Here is a 19,034-nt window from a genome sequence, read left to right as displayed (position 1 = left end):
AATGGCCTTGACTCAAGTTGGAATAGAAGCGATGAATGTTTTTGGCGGCACTGCTTTTCTGGATGTCCCGGAACTTGCAGCAAGACGCCAATTGGATAATGCCCGGTTCGAGAATCTGATGATGCTCGAGAAAACCGTTGCCTTGCCTTACGAGGACCCTATTACGTTCGGTGTCAATGCAGCGAAGCCGATCGTGGATTCGCTGTCTGAAGAAGAGCGGAACCGGATCGAACTGGTGATTACCTGCACGGAATCCGGTATCGATTTCGGTAAATCAATGAGCACGTATATTCATCATTATCTCGGCTTAAACCGCCGCTGCCGGATGTACGAAATCAAGCAGGCCTGCTATTCGGGAACAGCAGGCCTGCATGCTGCAGTTAATTTTATTCTCTCCGGCACATCCCCGGGAGCCAAGGCGCTGGTGATTGCTACGGACATATCCCGTTTTTTCGTGGCTGAGGGTGGGAGCTCACTGACCGAAGACTGGTCCTATGCAGAGCTAAGCGCGGGAGCTGGAGCTGTTGCCCTTTTGGTCAGCGATACACCGTATGTCTTCCAAATCGATACGGGGGCGAGCGGTTATTACGGTTATGAAGTGATGGATACGTGCCGCCCGATGCCGGACAGCGAAGCAGGCAACTCCGATTTGTCGCTGTCCACGTATTTGGATTGCTGCGAACAAACCTTTATGGCCTACAAATCGCGGGTGCCTGAAGCCGACTATAAGGATACGTTTCAATATTTGGCGTTTCATACTCCCTTCGGCGGTATGGTGAAGGGCGCGCATCGCACGATGATGCGAAGAATCGCGAAGGCCAAAGCGCCGGAGATCGACGCGGACTTTAATCAGCGTGTCCTTCCCGGCATTCGATTTTGCCAGCGTGTCGGCAATATCATGGGCGGCACCGTTTTCCTGTCACTGGCAGGCCTAATCGAGCATGGGACATTTGATACGCCCAAGCGGATCGGCTGTTATTCGTACGGCTCCGGCTGCTGCTCGGAATTTTACAGCGGTGTCGCCACAAGTCAAAGCCAGGTGGCACTGCGTAAATTCAAGCTGAGCGAACGTCTGCAGGAGCGCCGTCTGCTCGGCTTTGACGAATATGAAGCGATGCTGAGAAGCGGTCATGGCATCCGGTTTGGAACTCGTAACGCGAAGCTGGACTTGCAAGGGATTCCTGTATCTGTTCGGGGCGAGCAACGGCTCTACCTGGAAGAGATCCGGGACTTCCATCGGATTTACAGGTGGCTGTAATGGATTTTAAGACGCTACATGTTCGATATCAGGGAACCGTATGTTTTATCAGACTGCACCAGCCCGAAGCGGACAACGCAATCAATGACCAGCTTGTAGAGGAACTGGGCTACGTGCTGGATCAATGCGAGGAAGAAGTGACGGTTGTTGTGCTGGAAGGTTTGCCTCATGTATTCTGCACGGGCGCAGATTTCCAGGAGATTCACGCCCATATGGCAGAAGGCCGATCCATCCGAAGCAATCCAGAACCTCTGTATGCGTTATGGATGAGAATGCGCACCGGACCGTACATCGTTCTTTCCCACGTCAAGGGAAAGGCAAATGCCGGGGGGCTTGGCTTTATCGCCGCAAGCGATATCGTTCTGGCGGACGGGACGGCCCAATTCAGCCTGTCCGAGCTGCTGTTCGGCCTGTATCCCGCTTGTGTAATGCCGTTTCTTATTCAAAAAACGGGTATGCAGCGCGCGCATTATATGACGCTGATGACGCAGACCTTCGATGCGGAAACCGCACTCCGCTGGGGGTTGATCGATGCTTGGGAGCCGGATAGCGAGTCGCTACTGCGCCGTCATCTGCTGCGATTGAAGCGTCTGCCGAAAGCGGGGGTCGCGAAGTACAAACGCTATATGATTGAGCTGCAGCCCTTAATCCGGGAAGGCAGGGAACTGGCAATAACTGCGAATCAAACCATGTTTGCCGACCCGGATACGCTCGCAGTTATCTATAATTTTGTCAATAAAGGCCAATTTCCATGGGAAGGTTGATGTGTAATGCAACCGGTTGTAGAGCTGCGTGAAATCGAGCCGGGTATCGCACTGATTACCATGCAGGACCGCGTATACAAAAACACGTTCTCCGACGACCTAGTAAAGGGTTTGGCGCATGCTTTCCTAACTGTAAAGGAAACAGAGCGGTATAAAGCCGTTATTTTGACCGGGTATGATACTTATTTTGCTTCCGGCGGGACGCAAGAAGCTTTGCTTGCCATTTTCGAAGGGCAACTGAAATTTACGGACAGCAACATTTACAGTCTTGCATTGGAATGTCCGGTTCCCGTCATATCCGCTATGCAGGGTCATGCGATCGGAGGCGGGTTTGTGATAGGATTGTTTGCCGATTTTGTCGTCATGAGCCGTGAGAGTGTCTATACGGCCAATTTCATGAAATACGGCTTCACACCGGGAATGGGTGCAACGTATATCTTGCCGCGAAAGCTGGGATTGAGCCTGGGCAATGAAATGCTGCTAAGTGGCAGTAATTACCGCGGGGCGGATCTGGAGAAGAGAGGCGTGCCTTTCACGGTCCTTCCCCGGGACCAAGTGATGAGCCATGCACTGGAGCTGGCGCGGCAGCTCGCAGAAAAGCCACGCCTTTCGTTGGTTGCTTTGAAGGACCATCTGGTTGAGACGGCGCGAGCCGAGCTCCCGAATTATATTGCGAAAGAAGTCGCGATGCATGAGCTAACCTTCCATCAGACAGAAGTTCGGGACAAGATTCTGTCCTTATTTGGTAAATAGCGAACAGGCAGGGGGTGTAAGGGTGAATATTCAAGAGATACTTCGCGCTTTGCAAGCGGGAGAGGTTAGTTCTGAAGATGCCAAGCGTCGAATTATGGAGCTGAAGGCTACCGACGTGAGGAAAATCCCGTCTCCAGCAGACCATGCTGATTCCCGCAGTTCGGAACGGGAGACGGCGGGATTGAAAGTCGACAGCCGGCAGTCAGCGAAATCGGATTCTGCTGGCCTGGTTGTGTCGAACGTTCATCACATCAGCGAGGTTTCTTTGCGGCCATGGTCTGTGTCAGAGCCCGGCTTTGGTGAAATGACGATACAAGTCATGGCATCGGCAGTTAATTTTCCAGACCTCATGTGCGTAAACGGGCTATACCCGACGATGCCCGATTATCCATTCGTGCCGGGGTTTGAAGTAGCCGGAATCGTCACATGCATTGGCAAAGGCGTAGAGGAGTTCCAGATCGGCGATGAGGTCATCGCTCTTACAGGCAGGCAGCTGGGCGGCCATGCCAGCGAAGTGAATGTTGCCGCCGCTAATGCCGTCCGGAAGCCTGCCAACATAACGTTTGAAGAAGGGTGCAGTTTGCCTGTTGTTTTCTCCACAGTCTATCACGCTTTCGAGACAGGGAAGCTTGCGCAAGGCGAGCAGGTGCTCATTCAGACGGCGACAGGAGGCTGCGGCCTTATCGCCCTGCAGCTGGCGAATTTGAAAGGCTGCAAGATTTACGGCACGAGCAGCAAAGCCGATAAGCTCGCCCTGCTTGATAGGCTTGGCGTTGCTGCGGCGATCCATTACAACGCCTCGCCCTTTGATCGGGAAATCGCCTCTTTAACCAATGGTCGCGGGGTTGATGTTGTACTGAATATGCTGTCCGGGGATGCGATTCAGAAGGGCTTGAATTGTTTGGCCCCTTCAGGCCGCTACCTGGAGCTGGCCGTGCATGCGCTGAAGACGAGTGGAAATCTGGATCTTTCCGGACTTGTACATAACCAAACAATTCATAGCATTGATTTACGGCGGTTAAGTGCCCAAAAGGGATTTAACAAGGAATTGCTCCATGTGATGGTTGACCTGCTTCAAACACAGAAAATCGTACCCATTGTGTCAAGGGTTTACCCCTTTCAGCGAATTCAAGAGGCGCTTGAATATGTCAGCCGCGGACAGCATATTGGCAAAGTCGTCATAAGCCGTACGGCGGAGGACATGACGGACCAGACCGACGAGCTGATCGAGCGGATGCAAAGGCAGAAAAGTCAGAGGCAGGAATCCTTTGGATTGCACAGTGCACAAGTGGTCGTCCGTAGCCAGGAAGATATGCCCAAGGAGAAAAGTCGAAAATCGCCCGCTCTGGATGGCATTGCCATCATCGGGATGTCAGGCCAATTCCCCAAGGCCGCTACTATTGATGAATTATGGGACAACATTTGCAAAGGGGAAGATTGCGTATCCGAGATTCCTGCGGAACGCTGGTCTCTTGAGAGATACTACGATCCCGATCCAAAGAAGCCGGGCAAAACATATTCGAAATGGATGGGCGTCTTGGAGGATGCGGACAAATTTGATCCGTTATTTTTCCAAATATCGCCTGTGGAAGCGGAATACATGGATCCGCAGCAGCGGCTATTCCTGGCGAACAGCTGGTCATGCATCGAGAATGCCGGACTGCGTCCGTCCGACTTGTCCGGTAGCCGCTGCGGGGTCTTTGCCGGATGTGGCACCGGCGATTACGGACGTATGGAGAGTGGAGAAGAGCTCCATGCGCAAAATTTGATGGGGACCTCGGTTTCCATTTTAAGCGCACGCATCTCCTACCTGCTGAATTTGAAGGGTCCCTGCATGGCGATCGACACCGCTTGCTCCTCCTCGCTTGTCGCGATTTCGGAAGCCTGCAACAGTTTGCTCCTGGACAATTGCGACATGGCGTTGGCCGGCGGCGTTAATGTCATGAGCGGACCGGCTATGCATATTATGACGAGCAAATCCGGGATGCTGTCCAAGGATGGGCACTGCTATACGTTTGATAACAGGGCGAACGGATTCGTTCCGGGGGAAGGTACGGGCGTGCTGCTGCTTAAGAGGCTGTCCGACGCGGTCCGCGACAAAGATCCGATTCATGCCGTCATACGCGGCTGGGGTATTAATCAGGACGGGAAGACAAACGGAATTACAGCCCCCAGCGCTGCTTCACAGGAAGAGCTGGAGAAATCTGTCTTTGATAAATTCGGCATTAACCCGGAGACCATTTCGCTTGTCGAAGCACATGGTACAGGAACAAAGCTCGGCGATCCGATCGAGGTCGAAGCCCTTACGGCATCGTTCGCCGCATATACGGACAAGAAGGGCTACTGCGCACTCGGTTCCATTAAGAGCAATATCGGTCATTTGCTCGCGGCATCCGGCGTATCTGGCGTCATCAAGGTCGTACAGTCGCTGAAGCACCGTATGCTGCCGCCAACCATCCATTTCGATTCCTTGAATGAGCATATCCGTCTTGATGGAAGCCCCTTCTTTATAAACACATCATTGAAGAAGTGGGAGATCGAATCCGACATTCGACGGGCCTCCGTCAGTTCCTTCGGGTTTAGCGGAACCAACGCCTATATGGTCATTGAGGAATACAATCCGGAATCGCCCGGACATTCGGCTCCACCTATGGATCAACCGCTATTATTCCCGGTATCGGCCAAGACCGAAGATCAGCTGGACGACGCTGTCGCATCCCTTAAAGCCTTCCTTCTGCGGGAAACAGACATCTGTTTGTCAGATGTGGCGTTGACGCTGCAAGCGGGGAGGGAAGAAATGGATGTCCGTGCGGCGTTCACGGCAAACACGAGGAAGGAACTGCTGCAGGCATTGGAGGACCATTTGCTGCGGAGACCTTCTTCTTTTGTATGGACTGGGAAAGTAAACAGAAAGCAAATAAGGAATCCAATCGCATCAAGCGAAGAACTGCCATCGGAGCATGAGACCGGTTCCTCTCAAGAGGTAAAGCTTGCCGATACCGCAAAGAAGTGGGTGCAGGGCTTACAAGCGCTGCCTTTGGTGAACGAAGGGAAGCGCATCCACATGCCGACCTATCCGTTTGCGAAAGAGCGGTACTGGCTTGAAGCAAAGGCTTCGGACCAGGACCCGCTCCATACGAAAATTTTGACTGAGCGTCTTCATCCGCTTGTGCACAGAAATACGTCGGTGTTAGGGAAGACTCAGTTCAGCGCTTCTTTTACAAATGAGGAGACGCTGCTGAGAGACCATGTTGTCTTTGGACAGTCTATCATGCCAGGAATGGCCTTCCTTGAGATGGCCCGCGCTGCAGTCGAGCTTGCGACCGATTACGTGGATAAGGGAAAGGCCATTACGCTGGAAAATGTGGTATGGCTGCGGCCTTTTATTGCGAAAGCGACGGCCGAACACATTCATGTATCCTTAACGCAGGAAGGCGGCAACCAAGTTTCATTTTGTATGCTGGCAGAACCTTCGAAATCTGATGCGGATGAAGGCCCGATTTATAGCAAAGGGACAGCTATTATTCATGCGGCTTCTGCCCCTCCTCAGCTGGACGTGCATGCCATTCGCGCCCAATGCTCAGTCGCAATGCTGGATTCGGAAACGTGCTACGGTGCTTTCGAAAATATGGGAATTGCATATGGTCCAGGTTATAGAGCAGTAAAGACGATTGAAATCGGCGAAGATTGTGCGATCGCTAAGATTCATTTGCCGGCCGCCATGAGTGACGAGATGCAGCGGATTGGATGCAATCCGGTATTGCTCGACGCTGCCGCTCAGTCCACAATCGGCTTCGCCCTGCACAATCATGGACGCCAAATCGACGCTTGTGCAAATGGGCCCTATGTGCCATTTGCGATTCAGGAGCTTACTGTCTACCGTCCTTGTACTTCAGTGATGTGGGCGGTCACTCGCATAAGGAAAGCAGAAGCTTCAGGAGATTCGTTGCGCGTCTTCGATATCGATTTGTGTGACGAGGAAGGCCATGTTTGTGCAGCCATGCGGGGAATAGCAACCAAGAGTGCGGGGAAATCAGGGGCCTGGAGCTTTACCCCCCATCAAGCCGACACGGATGGTTCCCACCGATTACCTGATGGATTGCTGCTGCTTCCTACCTGGGAACTTGCCGCATTCAACGAAGCGCCAGCCCTACAGCATTTTCCGGATGCCGACATCGTGATCGGCGGAACGCCAGAGCAAATAAACCAAATCAACCACAGGTATCCCGCGGCTCAGCCGCTGTCGTTTGGAGCCGAAGCTTCGATTGAGGATATGGCTCAGAAGCTGAGCAACTATAACGATCTGAAGCATATTATATGGATTTCGCCAGTTCATCCGATTCAAACCGTGCGGGACGAAGGTATGATCAGTGAACAACAGGATGGGGTACTCCAGCTTTTTAGGCTCATAAAGTCACTGCTCGAAATCGGCTTCGGGTCGAGGCCCTTGCACTGGTCCATCATCACCGTGGAGGCTCAGCCGATTCTTGCAGGCGAAACATCTGGCTTTGCACATGCTGGTGTCCATGGGTTGGTCGGATCGATGGCGAAGGAATATCCGAGCTGGAGCGTGCGACTGTTAGACATAGGCATGAAGGATGAACTGCCGTTGGACGTTCTGCCATCGCTGCCAAGGGATGCCAAGGGAAACGCATGGGGCTACCGAAAAGGCGGTTGGTACAAGCAAATGCTGGTTCCTGTCAAAAGCTTGCCGATGAAGCGTACCGCTTACCGGCACGGTGGCGTTTATGTCGTCATCGGGGGAGCCGGAGGCATTGGTGAGGTATGGACCGAGTATATGATCCGTACCTATCAAGCACAAATCGTGTGGATTGGCCGCAGAGAGATGGATGAAGCCATTCGGGTTAAGATCGCAAGGTTAGGGGATCTTGGACCTGCGCCAGCCTATATCCAGGCCGATGCGGCAAATTTGGCATCGCTCCAGCAGGCCTATGAGACGATAAAGTCGCGGTATACGCGTATTCATGGCATTGTTCACTCCGCGATCGTCCTGCTCGATCAAAGTTTGGCAAAAATGGACGAGCAGCGGTTTGAAGCGGGGTATGCAGCCAAAAACGGCACAGCTGTAAGAACAGCTCAAGTATTTGATCGTGAGCAGTTGGACTTTGTTTTGTTCTTTTCATCTTTTAATTCGTTTCTGAAATCGCCTGGTCAGAGCAATTACACAGCTGGGTGTACATTTAGCGACGCTTTCGCAGCGAAGCTCGCCTCCGAATGGTCTTGTGCCGTCAAGACGATCAATTGGGGGTATTGGGGAAGTGTGGGGACGGTTTCATCCGATGCTCTCCGTGAGAAAATGGCACGGATCGGAATGGGGTCCATCGAGCCGGACGAAGCCATGGACGTCGTGGAAAGACTGCTTGCTGGGAAGGTGAATCAACTGTGCTTCGTTAAAACGACCAAGCCACTGCATATAGAGGAAACAGCTGCAGACCAGCATATAGCGGTTCTACCTGAACGCTTCGGATCAGTCCTCAGCAGGATCAGAAGTGTCTTCGCTCCGGCTCCCTTTCAAGCCCTCTCGTCTGCAGCAAGACCTTTAGAGGAAGAGACGGGAAGCATCCCGGATGCGAAGCAGCGGGCAGAGGTATTGTCTCTCGTGAGGGAAGCGGCAGCGATGTTCTTGAAGGTCGACGAACAGGACATAGAACCCGACGCGGAATTAGCGGAATACGGCCTTGATCCGGTTAAGATGAGTTTACTCACGGAAATGCTGAATCAACGGCTCGGATTAGATGTAACGCCGGAGTTGGTCATCCGGCACCGGAGTTTCCGGGAGCTGGCAGATAGGATCGCAGATATAAGATGGAAGCCGGGTATATAGCAATGGACGAAAGGAGCGGTCAGGTGAACGGTATAGAGGAGAGCATACGAGATGTAAAACGCCTGGAAGAAGAGGTTCTGGTCAAGCTTCTTTGGGTGCAGCTGCAAGCTGCCGGCTTCTTTAACCGAGAGCGGCAATCCAAGGAGGGGCTGGCCGGATTGCTTGGCCAATCTCGGCTTTACGACAGATGGTTGGAGACTAGTATCGATTATTTGCTTCGTTATGGTTTTATATCGGAGGGTGTCGGCGAATACGTCGTCGATCCGAATCGGAAAGAAGACCATGCAGACGTCTGGGCTCATTGGGATCGGCATTTGGAGCAGTGGAGGGATCACCCGGATTCCGGCGCGCAAATGATCCTTGTCGACGCTGCACTCCGAGCACTTCCACAGGTGCTGTGCGGAAATACGGCCGCTACGGATATTATTTTCCCGAACGGATCGATGACGCTTGTCGAGGGTGTCTACAAAAACAATCACATCGCGGATTACTTCAACAAGATCGTTTCGGATCTTACGCTTGCGTTTATGAAGGAACGGGTTCAAGAAGATCCTGCTGTCCGCTTGCGCATTTTGGAAATCGGTGCAGGAACGGGCGGAACAAGCGCACGGGTGCTGGCCGGACTTAAACCGCTGCAGGAGCATATTGCAGAATACTGCTATACGGATATTTCTCAAGCGTTTTTACTTCATGCCCAGCATGAGTACGGACCACATTACCCGTTTTTGACCTATCGTCTATATGATGCCCAGAAGCCAGCGGAGGTGCAGGGCTTCGAGGAAGGCGCATTCGATCTTGCGATTGCAACCAATGTGCTGCATGCAACTCGAAATATGAAGACAACGATCCGTAACGTCAAGACGATCCTGAAGCACAGCGGTCTGCTGCTCCTCAATGAAATGAGCAGCAGCAATCTTTTCATCCATCTGACGTTCGGTCTGCTTGAAGGCTGGTGGCTGTATGAGGATCAAGAGCTTCGAATGCCGGGATCACCGGGTTTGACACCCAATTCGTGGCGTTCGCTGTTGGAGGAGGAGGGCTTCCTCGATGTGTTTTTCCCTGCTGAGCATTCACACGGTCTTGGACAGCAGATTATAGCAGCCGAAAGCGACGGTGTAATCCGGATACGCAGTCAAGAGGATGCATCGGATAACGCTGCAGAAGAACAACCCGAGCAGAAGCCGATTGCTCCTACAACGCTGCCCGCCAAAAAGGATGAACAAAGCCAGGAGTTGCTCCGCGAGACGGGCAGAGAACGACTGAAGGCGCTCATCAGCGAAACGCTGAAAATTCCATACCAGCGCATGGAAACATACGTGTCACTAGAGACATACGGAATCGATTCGATTCTGGTCGTACAGCTTACGGAAGCACTCCGGCCTCATTTCGCCCAAATAAACAGTACGCTATTTTTCGAGCACTCAACGATTAATGCGCTAACCGATTATTTGCTGCAAGCCCATCCAGAGGAGATGCTTCGCTTCACGGGAATGGAGAGACAGGCAGTAGGCAGCTCCATTTTTGATACGCAAGAAGTGCCCGATAGCAATCTAGCGCCAGATCGTCATAGGGAACCGGCAGCCATTGAGCCGATCAACGAACAGCAACCGGTCATCGAAATGTCACAGAGCGAAGCGGCAGGCAAACAGGATGTCGCCATCATCGGCTTGTCCGGACGTTATCCGGGGGCACGGAATGTAGAACAGTTCTGGGAAAACCTTAAACACGGAGCAAATTGCATTACCGAAATCCCATCCGACCGGTGGGATTGGAGACTCTACTACGACGAAGAGCGGGGCAAGGAGGGCGCTGTCTATAGCAAATGGGGCGGATTCCTGGACGATATCGACAAATTCGACCCGCTATTCTTTCAGATCGCGCCGAAGGAAGCCGCACGAATGGATCCACAAGAGCGGATTTTTTTGGAAACCGCTTATGCGAGTATAGAGGATGCAGGTTATACCCCTGAACGTTTAAGCCGTTCCGGGAAGGTTGGTGTTTTTGTCGGGGTGATGAACGGCAATTATTCGACTGGGGCGAATTTCTGGTCCATTGCAAACCGGCTATCTTATCTTATGAATTTTCAGGGGCCGAGCCTGGCTGTCGATACGGCATGTTCCTCCTCGCTCACTGCGATCCACCTTGCGCTCGAGAGTATCTATTCCGGTACCAGCGAATGCGCGATTGCAGGCGGCGTTAATTTGATTGTAGATCCCGTCCACTACAAGAGGCTAACTTCGATGAACATGCTCTCCTCTGGTGATCAATGCAAATCCTTCGGTGCACAAGCCGACGGATTCGTCGATGGAGAGGGTGTAGGCGCGGTTGTCCTCAAGCCATTGCATGCGGCGATAGCGGACGGCGATCATATTTACGGCATCATAAAAGGAAGTATGCTGAATGCCGGCGGCCGGACGAACGGCTATACGGTACCCAGCGCTTCCGCTCAAGCGCAGCTGATCCAAGACGCATTAAAGCGGTCTGGCGTACATCCGGGTGCCGTGAGCTATATCGAAGCTCATGGTACTGGAACGGAGCTGGGTGACCCGATTGAAGTCGAGGGGCTGACGCGAGCATTCTCGCCGCTGGCCGGAGAACATGGCTATTGTTCGATTGGATCCGTTAAATCGAATATCGGCCACTGTGAAAGCGCGGCTGGTATAGCGGGATTGACCAAGGTGCTGATGCAAATGAAGCATGGGCAGCTTGCGCCGACTTTGCACGCGGACGAAGTGAACCCGAATATCGCCTTCGAGCGGACGCCTTTTGCGGTGCAGCAGCGGTTGACGGAATGGAAACGGCCCGTCGTCGTCTTGAACGGGGAAACAATCACGCATCCCCGTATCGCCGGCATATCCTCCTTCGGTGCCGGAGGAGCGAATGCCCATCTTGTCGTCCAAGAGTTCACAGAGAAGGCCGAAGACCGTCCGGATTTGGCACAGCACGCTTCCATCATCGTTTTTTCCGCGATGAATGAGGAGCGTCTGGAAGCAAACGTCCGCCAGTTCACTGAAGCCATCGGGGCAAGGACATGGCGGAATGAGGAGCTTGCAAATATTGCGTATACGCTTCAGATTGGTCGGCAGGCGATGGAGGAACGTTTAGCCTTCACCGCAGCGTCAATTGCGGAGCTAAAGGAAAAGTTGGAGCAGTACAGGATGTTTGGCGCCGGCCCCGGTATTTATCGCGGACAGGTTAAGCGGGGAAGAAATTCGTTTCAAGCACTGGCTGCGGACGATGATATGCAGACGGCGATTGATGCCTGGTTTGCCAAGGGAAAGTACGGCAAGCTGCTTGATCTTTGGACGAAAGGGCTCGAAATCGATTGGCAGAAGCTTTACGGCGGTAAACCTCCGCGCAGGGTGAGCCTGCCGACTTATCCGTTTGCTAAGGAACGCTATTGGCTCGCTGCTTCTGAACCGGATGCGGTTAAGGTCCCTTTTGAAGGGATGACGTTTCAAGAAACGTGGCAGCCGGCTGAATGGAAGGAAGTGCTGCGCGAACAGCCGCGGACGGTTGTTTGCTTCCTTTCGGATTCGCACCGTCAACTAGAGCTGACGGAAGCCGTTAACCACTTAAGTCCGAAGACGAAGTTGGTTTTTGTGTCACGGTACGAGGGCGAGGCGTTGAATACATGGCCGCATTCCATAGAGAAGTGGGATTCATCCGGCTTCGAACGGGTGCTGGCGGCCGTCAACCAGACAGTGGCGGTAGAAGCCATTCTGTTTTTATGGCCTTTGGAGACAGCGCCTTCAGCGCAAATGACGGACGAACTAACTGCGCTCATCCAAGGGATGCATGCCTCCGGTCTTACGTCGACCAGGCTGCTGGCCGCGGCGATGTGTTCCACGGATATCGAACGCTGCCATGCGGAGTCTTGGATCGGCTTTGAGCGCTCGATCGGCCCGCTTATGAAGGATGTGCGGATGTCTGTTCATCTCTTTACGGACGGTTTTCAGGCGGAACGTAGTTCGGGTCGCAATCTTTGGGAGTCGTTGTGGATGGAGCTTGGACAGGACAAGGTGCGAAGCTCTTTATATACAGGGGGAGAGCGGCATGTTTGTTCCGTGCGCGAAACCCGGCTTCTGCCGAAAGCGACCAAATTCCGCCGGGGCGGCATTTATCTCATAACAGGTGGCTTCGGCGGAATCGGCATGGTCGTTGCGGAGCATTTGGCCAAAACGTATCAGGCCAAGCTTATCCTGACAGGTCGGTCATCCATTGATGCTCACAAAAGATCGATGATGAAAAAGCTTGAAGCGGCAGGCGCCACTGTATTCGCGATCCAAGCGGACGTGTGTGACTATGACGCCATGAAGCAAGGACTAGCTGAAGCTCGGGCTGCTTTATCGGGAAGCATAAACGGCGTTATCCATGCAGCTGGTATGGAAAGCGGCCGTAGCATTCTGGAGAAGCAAATAGAGCAATTCCACGAAGTCATACAACCGAAGATTACCGGCACGCTCTTGCTTGATGAGCTGCTTCAAGAAGAACGCGAGCTTGATTTTGTTGCTTACTTCTCTTCGATATCTGCTGTACTGGGCGATTTTGGATCGTGCGATTACGCTGTCGGTAACCGGTTCATGACCGCCTACGCGGAGCGGTCTTCCCGCCTTCGCATGGGAGATCGACGACATGGCGGGTCGATTGTTTCTATTCAGTGGCCGCTGTGGAAGGATGGTGGCATGAGTGTCGGGGATCCGGCTATGACGGAAATGTATCTTCAAGCAAGCGGTCTACGTGCCTTGGAAGCCGAGCAGGGGATCGCGTTGCTTGAGCTTCTGTTAGCACAGGATGAGCCCACTCATCTTGTGATGGTTGGGAATCGGGAGAGCGTCCGCCGCTCTCTAGGTCTGGAGCCGGCAGCTGAACAGGAAAAGGTAAGGCCGGTGAAGGCAGCGCCGTTGGCAGCGCCGTTGGCATCAATCGCGAAGCGGGTAGAACGTGCCGAGCTGAATGTAGAGCAGCTGCTGGAGGAAGACCTGAAGGCACACATCAGTCGAATAGTCGCGATCCCGATTGACCGGATCGACAAGGAACAGTATTTTTCCGATTTCGGCTTCAATTCCATCAGCTTTGCCGAGCTGGCTTCATCGCTGACCAAGCATTACCGTATTGATCTTACGCCAGCCGTCTTCTTCTCCTATCCGACGGTGGAGAAGCTTATCCATTTTTACTTGCGGGAGCATCGTGACGACCTGACCGGGTTTTACAAGGACAGATATGAGGTTCGTCCTGACAGTGTATTGGGTGTTCATCAGGAAGCAGTTGCTCCGGAATCCGTTCATACGGAGCCATCTAAAGCGATTGAAGAACCCGCCGCTTCGGTTGAAACGCAAAGCCATCCATTTCCGGAGCCCATCGCGATTATCGGCATGAGTGGACGGTTTCCTGAGGCTCGTTCGGTTGAAGACATGTGGCGTATTCTCCGGGAAGGCCGCGATGTGGTTCAGCCGATGCCAGAAGAACGAAGCACTCTCATGAACAGGGAGAACTGGACGTGCGGATGGGTGCCAGGCGTCAGCGAGTTCGATCCTGCCTTCTTTGAAATCTCTCCGCGCGAGGCGGAGCTGATGGACCCAAGGCAGCGGCTGTTATTGCAGGAGTCGATGCGAGCGCTGGAGGATGCAGGATACGGGAGCAAGCAGCTGCGGGAAGGAAATATCGGCGTATTTGTCGGAGCCGAGGATGGCGATTACCAGTTTATCGCGAAAGGGGCAGGCAATGTGACCTCCACGAACAATGCGATTCTGGCATCCCGCCTGTCGTACTTCCTTAACCTGAGCGGACCTGTTATGTCAATCAATACCGCTTGTTCCTCCGGGCTGGTCGCCGCCCATCAAGCATGTGTCAGCCTTCGCAACCGTGAATGCGACACGGCTATCGCCGCCGGTGTTAACCTTATGTTGACGCCGTTGTATTTGAACGGGATGAGGGAAGCGGGCATGCTCTCACCGGACGGCAAATGCTATGCCTTTGACAACCGGGCGAACGGTATGGTACCGGGCGAGGCGGTCGTGGCCGTCGTGATGAAAAGATTATCTTTGGCAAAGAAAGATGGCGATCCGATTTATGCTGTCATCCGCGGTAGCGGCATCAATTATGATGGCAAAACGAACGGAATTACGGCGCCGAATGCGGCAGCACAGGCCCGCCTCATCCGTTCGGTGTACGAGCAGGCCGGCGTGAATCCGAAGCAGATTGAGTATATCGTTACGCATGGAACGGGTACAAAGCTGGGCGATCCTGTCGAAATCCACGCGCTTCAGGAAGCGTTTAAAGGGGCAGCGATGAACGAAAGTACATGCGCGTTAACCTCTCCCAAAACGAATTTTGGTCATAGCTTCGCAGCTTCAGGCCTGGTCAGCCTCGTTAATCTCGTCCAAGCGTTCCGACATGAGACGATACCGGCAAGTCTTCATATAGAGAAGGAAAACGATTATATTCGCTTTGAAGGAAGCCCGTTCTATGTGAACCGCGAGCCGAGGCCATGGCGTTCCAGCTCAGGCGCGCCGTTAACCGGTGCCGTAAGTGCGTTCGGCATGAGCGGTACAAATGCCCATTTCGTCCTTCAGAGCTACAACGAGAAGCGGCACAGCAGCTATTCCGGTCAAAAAGCGTATTATATGCTTCCCCTTTCAGCAAAGAGTGAGGATGCGCTTTTGCGGAGAATAGAAGATATGCGACATTACATGGCGAGCCAGCCTGCATTGGTGGAATTATCACAAATTTGCCGCACGCTTCTCGAAGGCAGACAGCCGTTTGCTTATCGCTGTGTAATCGTTGTCTCCAGCAAGGAGGAAGCGGTAGAAGCCTGGGTGGCTGCGGCTGAGAAGCGGTCTAGCCCGCACATTTTGTTCGGACAAGTAGAACGGATGTTTAAAGCCGACAATGCGAAGGAGCAGGAAAGGGCCGAATGGCTTCATAAAATCCAGTCTATGGACAAGGCTTCGAGTGAATACCGGGGAGCATTGATCGCGCTGGCCGAATTATACTGCCAAGGCTATAGCCTGGACGGGGATTTATTATTCGGGGATGAGAGGCAAAGTCGTATCCATTTGCCGGTATATCCGTTCGCTCGGGACCACTATTGGGTGCCAGACGCACCGCTTGAGGCCTCAAGCAGTGCTACCGCAGACTCCCTTAAGCCCGATACGACACGTTTGCTCTGCAAAGAATGGATAGAGGAGCAGGCATCGACCGACGGTGAGCCGCCAGGTAAAGTCGCTATCGTTATTGAGGATGGAACCCGCGAGCTTGCGATGGAACTTAAATCCCGGCTTCCCGGCGCTGTCGTCCTTCAGTCTCGCCAACTCGATGAGATGACAGCGGGAGAGATCGAGGAGATGGATTTCGATGCTTGCATCGACCTTTTAGGCTGCAGCAGCGAAGTGGATCGGAGCCTGGAAGGACTGCCTTGGCTCCAGCGACTAATAGACGTAAGACGAAGAAAAGGGATCAAATTGATCGGCGTAACGAAAGGTCTTGAGCGATTCCGCAGCGATGCTATGCGATTATCCGGAGCTTGTATAGCCGGACTATACCGTATGCTGCAAAGCGAATACGCCAATATTCATTCTAGGCATGTCGATCTGGATGCTTCGGATAATGGTAAAGACTGGGCGGAACAATTGATTGCGGAACTGAATTGTAACAGCGAGTGGCCGGAAATTTGTTACCGCAAATCTGTGCGTTACCGCGCATGCCTGCGGGAGCAAAAGACGGCACAGAGTGCCAAGCCGCTTTCGTGGCCGGAGGGGCAAGTGTTGTGGATTACCGGCGGAACGCGAGGAATAGGCGCATTGTGTGCACGCCATTACGTTGAAACCATGGGCGTGAAAAGGCTGGTCCTGCTTGGGAAAGAAGCGTTACCTCCCCGGGAAGAATGGGAATACGAGGCGGTCCAGACTTCACCAATGGCCAATAAGATCCGTTTGATCAAGGAATTGGAGGAGATAGGGGCTGACGTGCGAACGCTCGCCATCCCGCTAACGGATACCGGTTCACTAAAGCAGGCGCTTCTTGATATTCGAGAGGAATGGGGACCGGCAGGAGGCGTGATCCATTGCGCGGGCGTCGGCGATCGGGAGTATCCGGCTTTTGTTCACAAGCCAACCTCTGTTATACGGCAGGTATTGGAGCCGAAAGTGGAAGGCTTAATGTCCGTATGGGAATGTTTCAAGGATGAGCCGCTTGCCTTCTTTGCTCTATTCTCGTCCGTATCGGCGGCTGTTCCATCACTGGCTGCGGGACAAAGCGATTATGCGATGGCCAATTCGTTTATGGATTATTTCGCGCAGGCTCATGCGAATCAAGAGCCCATAATCAGCATTCAGTGGCCAAGCTGGAAAGAATCGGGTATGGGCGAGGTGCAAAGCGACGCCTTCCTTGCCACCGGTATGGACAGCCTGACCGATCGGGAAGGGCTGAGATTACTCGATTATATGATTGCAAATCTGCCGGGAGCGGTTGTTCTGCCTGCTGTCGTTCAACCTGACAAATGGCAGCCGGAGCGTCTGCTTATGCGGCGGCTTGAAAGTAGCCTCACCACGCAGGCTCCCGCTTCCGGTCCATCGGAAGTGCGCTTGGAGTCACAAGCATCGTTGCCGGGAGCCGTACGTTCATGGCTGTTGGATTTATTTGCAGCAGAATTGAAGCTTGAACGATCCAAACTGGAGCTTACCATACCGATTCAGGATTATGGTGCAGACTCGATCATATTGGCGCAATTAATTCGGACAATAAGCCGCACCGTAGGCAAGGATATCGATCCATCGGTGCTTTACGAGCATACGACCATTCAGTCGCTCGCAGATTGGCTGACTGCCTCATACGGCGAGCCGCTGACCCGGGCGTTGCTGTCTGAAAGCCAGGAGTGCCAGGAGCATGAACAGTCAATGCCAATTCATGATTTTAGCGATGCTCCTTCCATGCCTGTAGCGGAGCTCTCCCGTCAGCCCATTCATCAGGAACGAATCGGCGAGGAGGATATTGCTGTCGTCGGGATGTCCTGCCGATTTCCGGGAGCAATGGACTTGACCCATTATTGGTCGCTGCTTACGGAAGGCCGAAGCGCGATACGGCTGGTCCCGAAGGAACGATGGGGGAGCGCCGATCCTTATTATGCAGGGCTGCTGGATGAGCTTCGCCATGCCGATCCGTCGTTCTTTCATATTCCGGATGAGGATGCCAGAGCGATGGACCCGCAGGCGTTGCTCATCTTGGAGGAAAGTGTAAAAGCGCTTCATCACGCAGGATATAACCGTGCGGACGTAAAAGGAAAGGACGTTGGCGTTTATATCGGTGCCAGAACCCAGTATTGGCCGGGCGAGGAACTGCTCCTTCAAACGAGAAATCCGATCGTCGCGGTCGGCCAAAATTACTTGGCTGCTAATATATCCCGTTTCTTTGACCTAAGGGGTCCTAGCATGGTGATCGATACGGCCTGTTCCTCTGCCTTGACCGGGATGAGCATGGCCATTCAAAGCCTGCGGAGCGGGGATACGGTGTCCGCATTGGTGGGAGGGGTCAGCCTGCTGAACAGCGACTTCTCGCACAAACTATTCGGTCAGCGCGGCATTTTGAGCAAAAGCTCGACATTTCACGTCTTTGACGGCAGGGCTGATGGCGTTGTACTCAGTGAAGGCGCCGGCGTTGTCCTGTTAAAAACAGTGAAGCAGGCGCTGGCTGACGGAGACCGCATCTACGCCGTTATCAAGGGAATCGCCGTAAATAACGATGGGAGAACAGCGGGGCCGACGGCTCCAAATATGCAGGCGCAGAAGGACGTCATGCTCGCTGCCTTAAAGAAGAGCGGTAGAAAGCCGTCTGACGTCTCTTATATCGAAACGAACGGCTCAGGCTCGGAAGTAACCGATTTATTGGAGCTCAAGACGATTCAGCAGGTTTATGGCAACGGTGGAAATGACGCTATTGCATTGGGCTCCATCAAACCCAATATCGGTCATCCGTTAAGCGCCGAAGGGATTGCGAGCTTCATTAAGGTTGTGCTGATGCTCGATCATGACCAGTTTGTACCGTTTTTATCGGGCGAGCAGCCGATGCAGCATTTTGATTTGGAAGCGTCCCCGTTTTTCTTTCACCGAGAAACGAAGAACTGGAGTGAATCGGTTCGAACAGCGGCGATAAACTGTTTTGGCGACGGAGGCACCAATGTTCATGCAGTTTTAGAATCTTGGCAGGAAGAGCGCTCAGGCGACGCCATACGGAAGCCATTGCCTTGGCCGGTAGAATGGCAGGAAAACAAAAAACAGATCAGCGTATCATCGTCTGATTCCCAGAAGGTCAAGAACCGAACGAATATATGGAAAATGAAAGCGGAAGAGCGGAAGGTCAACAGTCCGAAATCATTCTGGGGCGGAACTAAACCCAAATAACCCCATCGGGCTTAGGG

The 19,034-nt window shown here is 53.2% G+C and carries 5 protein-coding genes and 1 pseudogene; all 6 read left to right on the top strand.

Features of this window, described 5'->3' with window-relative positions:
- Positions 1-7 precede the first annotated feature (7 nt).
- The 6 genes and pseudogenes from HPY31_RS23760 to HPY31_RS29330 all read left to right on the top strand — a co-directional run bounded on the left by HPY31_RS23760 (position 8) and on the right by HPY31_RS29330 (position 19,017).
- Positions 8-1,258 carry a hydroxymethylglutaryl-CoA synthase family protein gene (locus HPY31_RS23760; RefSeq protein ID WP_172142715.1) on the top strand — a complete coding sequence of 417 codons (1,251 nt, stop codon included), beginning with the start codon at positions 8-10 and terminating at the stop codon, positions 1,256-1,258.
- Entirely contained in the window at positions 1,258-2,022 is a 765-nt protein-coding gene (locus HPY31_RS23755; RefSeq protein WP_172142714.1) for an enoyl-CoA hydratase/isomerase, read from the top strand. The genes HPY31_RS23760 and HPY31_RS23755 overlap by 1 nt, the downstream gene beginning before the upstream one ends.
- A 6-nt stretch (positions 2,023-2,028) precedes the next feature.
- Positions 2,029-2,775 carry a polyketide synthase gene (locus HPY31_RS23750; protein ID WP_172142713.1) on the top strand — a complete coding sequence of 249 codons (747 nt, stop codon included), beginning with the start codon at positions 2,029-2,031 and terminating at the stop codon, positions 2,773-2,775.
- Between the two features lie 22 nt (positions 2,776-2,797).
- Positions 2,798-8,620, top strand: coding sequence for an SDR family NAD(P)-dependent oxidoreductase (locus HPY31_RS23745; RefSeq protein WP_172142712.1), 5,823 nt, complete (start codon positions 2,798-2,800; stop codon positions 8,618-8,620).
- Positions 8,602-12,039: pseudogene (locus HPY31_RS29335) on the top strand (beta-ketoacyl synthase N-terminal-like domain-containing protein); the annotation flags it as partial. The gene HPY31_RS23745 and the pseudogene HPY31_RS29335, both read left to right, overlap by 19 nt.
- A gap of 30 nt (positions 12,040-12,069) precedes the next feature.
- Positions 12,070-19,017, top strand: a complete 6,948-nt coding sequence (locus HPY31_RS29330; protein ID WP_483297070.1) for a type I polyketide synthase — start codon at positions 12,070-12,072, stop codon at positions 19,015-19,017.
- Positions 19,018-19,034 lie beyond the last annotated feature (17 nt).

The sequence above is a fragment of the Brevibacillus sp. HB1.3 genome, from assembly GCF_013186635.1.
GTDB lineage: Bacteria > Bacillota > Bacilli > Brevibacillales > Brevibacillaceae > Brevibacillus > Brevibacillus brevis_D.
The sequence above is the reverse complement of the archived record's forward strand: the minus strand, read 5'-3'. Positions and strand labels throughout refer to the sequence as shown.

What these genes read in the sequence shown, in the direction of transcription:
- HPY31_RS23755 (WP_172142714.1), top strand. Translation starts at nt 1,258, where the DNA reads ATGGATTTTAAGACGCTACATGTTCGATATCAGGGAACCGTATGTTTT.
- HPY31_RS23750 (WP_172142713.1), top strand. Translation starts at nt 2,029, where the DNA reads ATGCAACCGGTTGTAGAGCTGCGTGAAATCGAGCCGGGTATCGCACTG.
- HPY31_RS29330 (WP_483297070.1), top strand. Translation starts at nt 12,070, where the DNA reads ATGACGTTTCAAGAAACGTGGCAGCCGGCTGAATGGAAGGAAGTGCTG.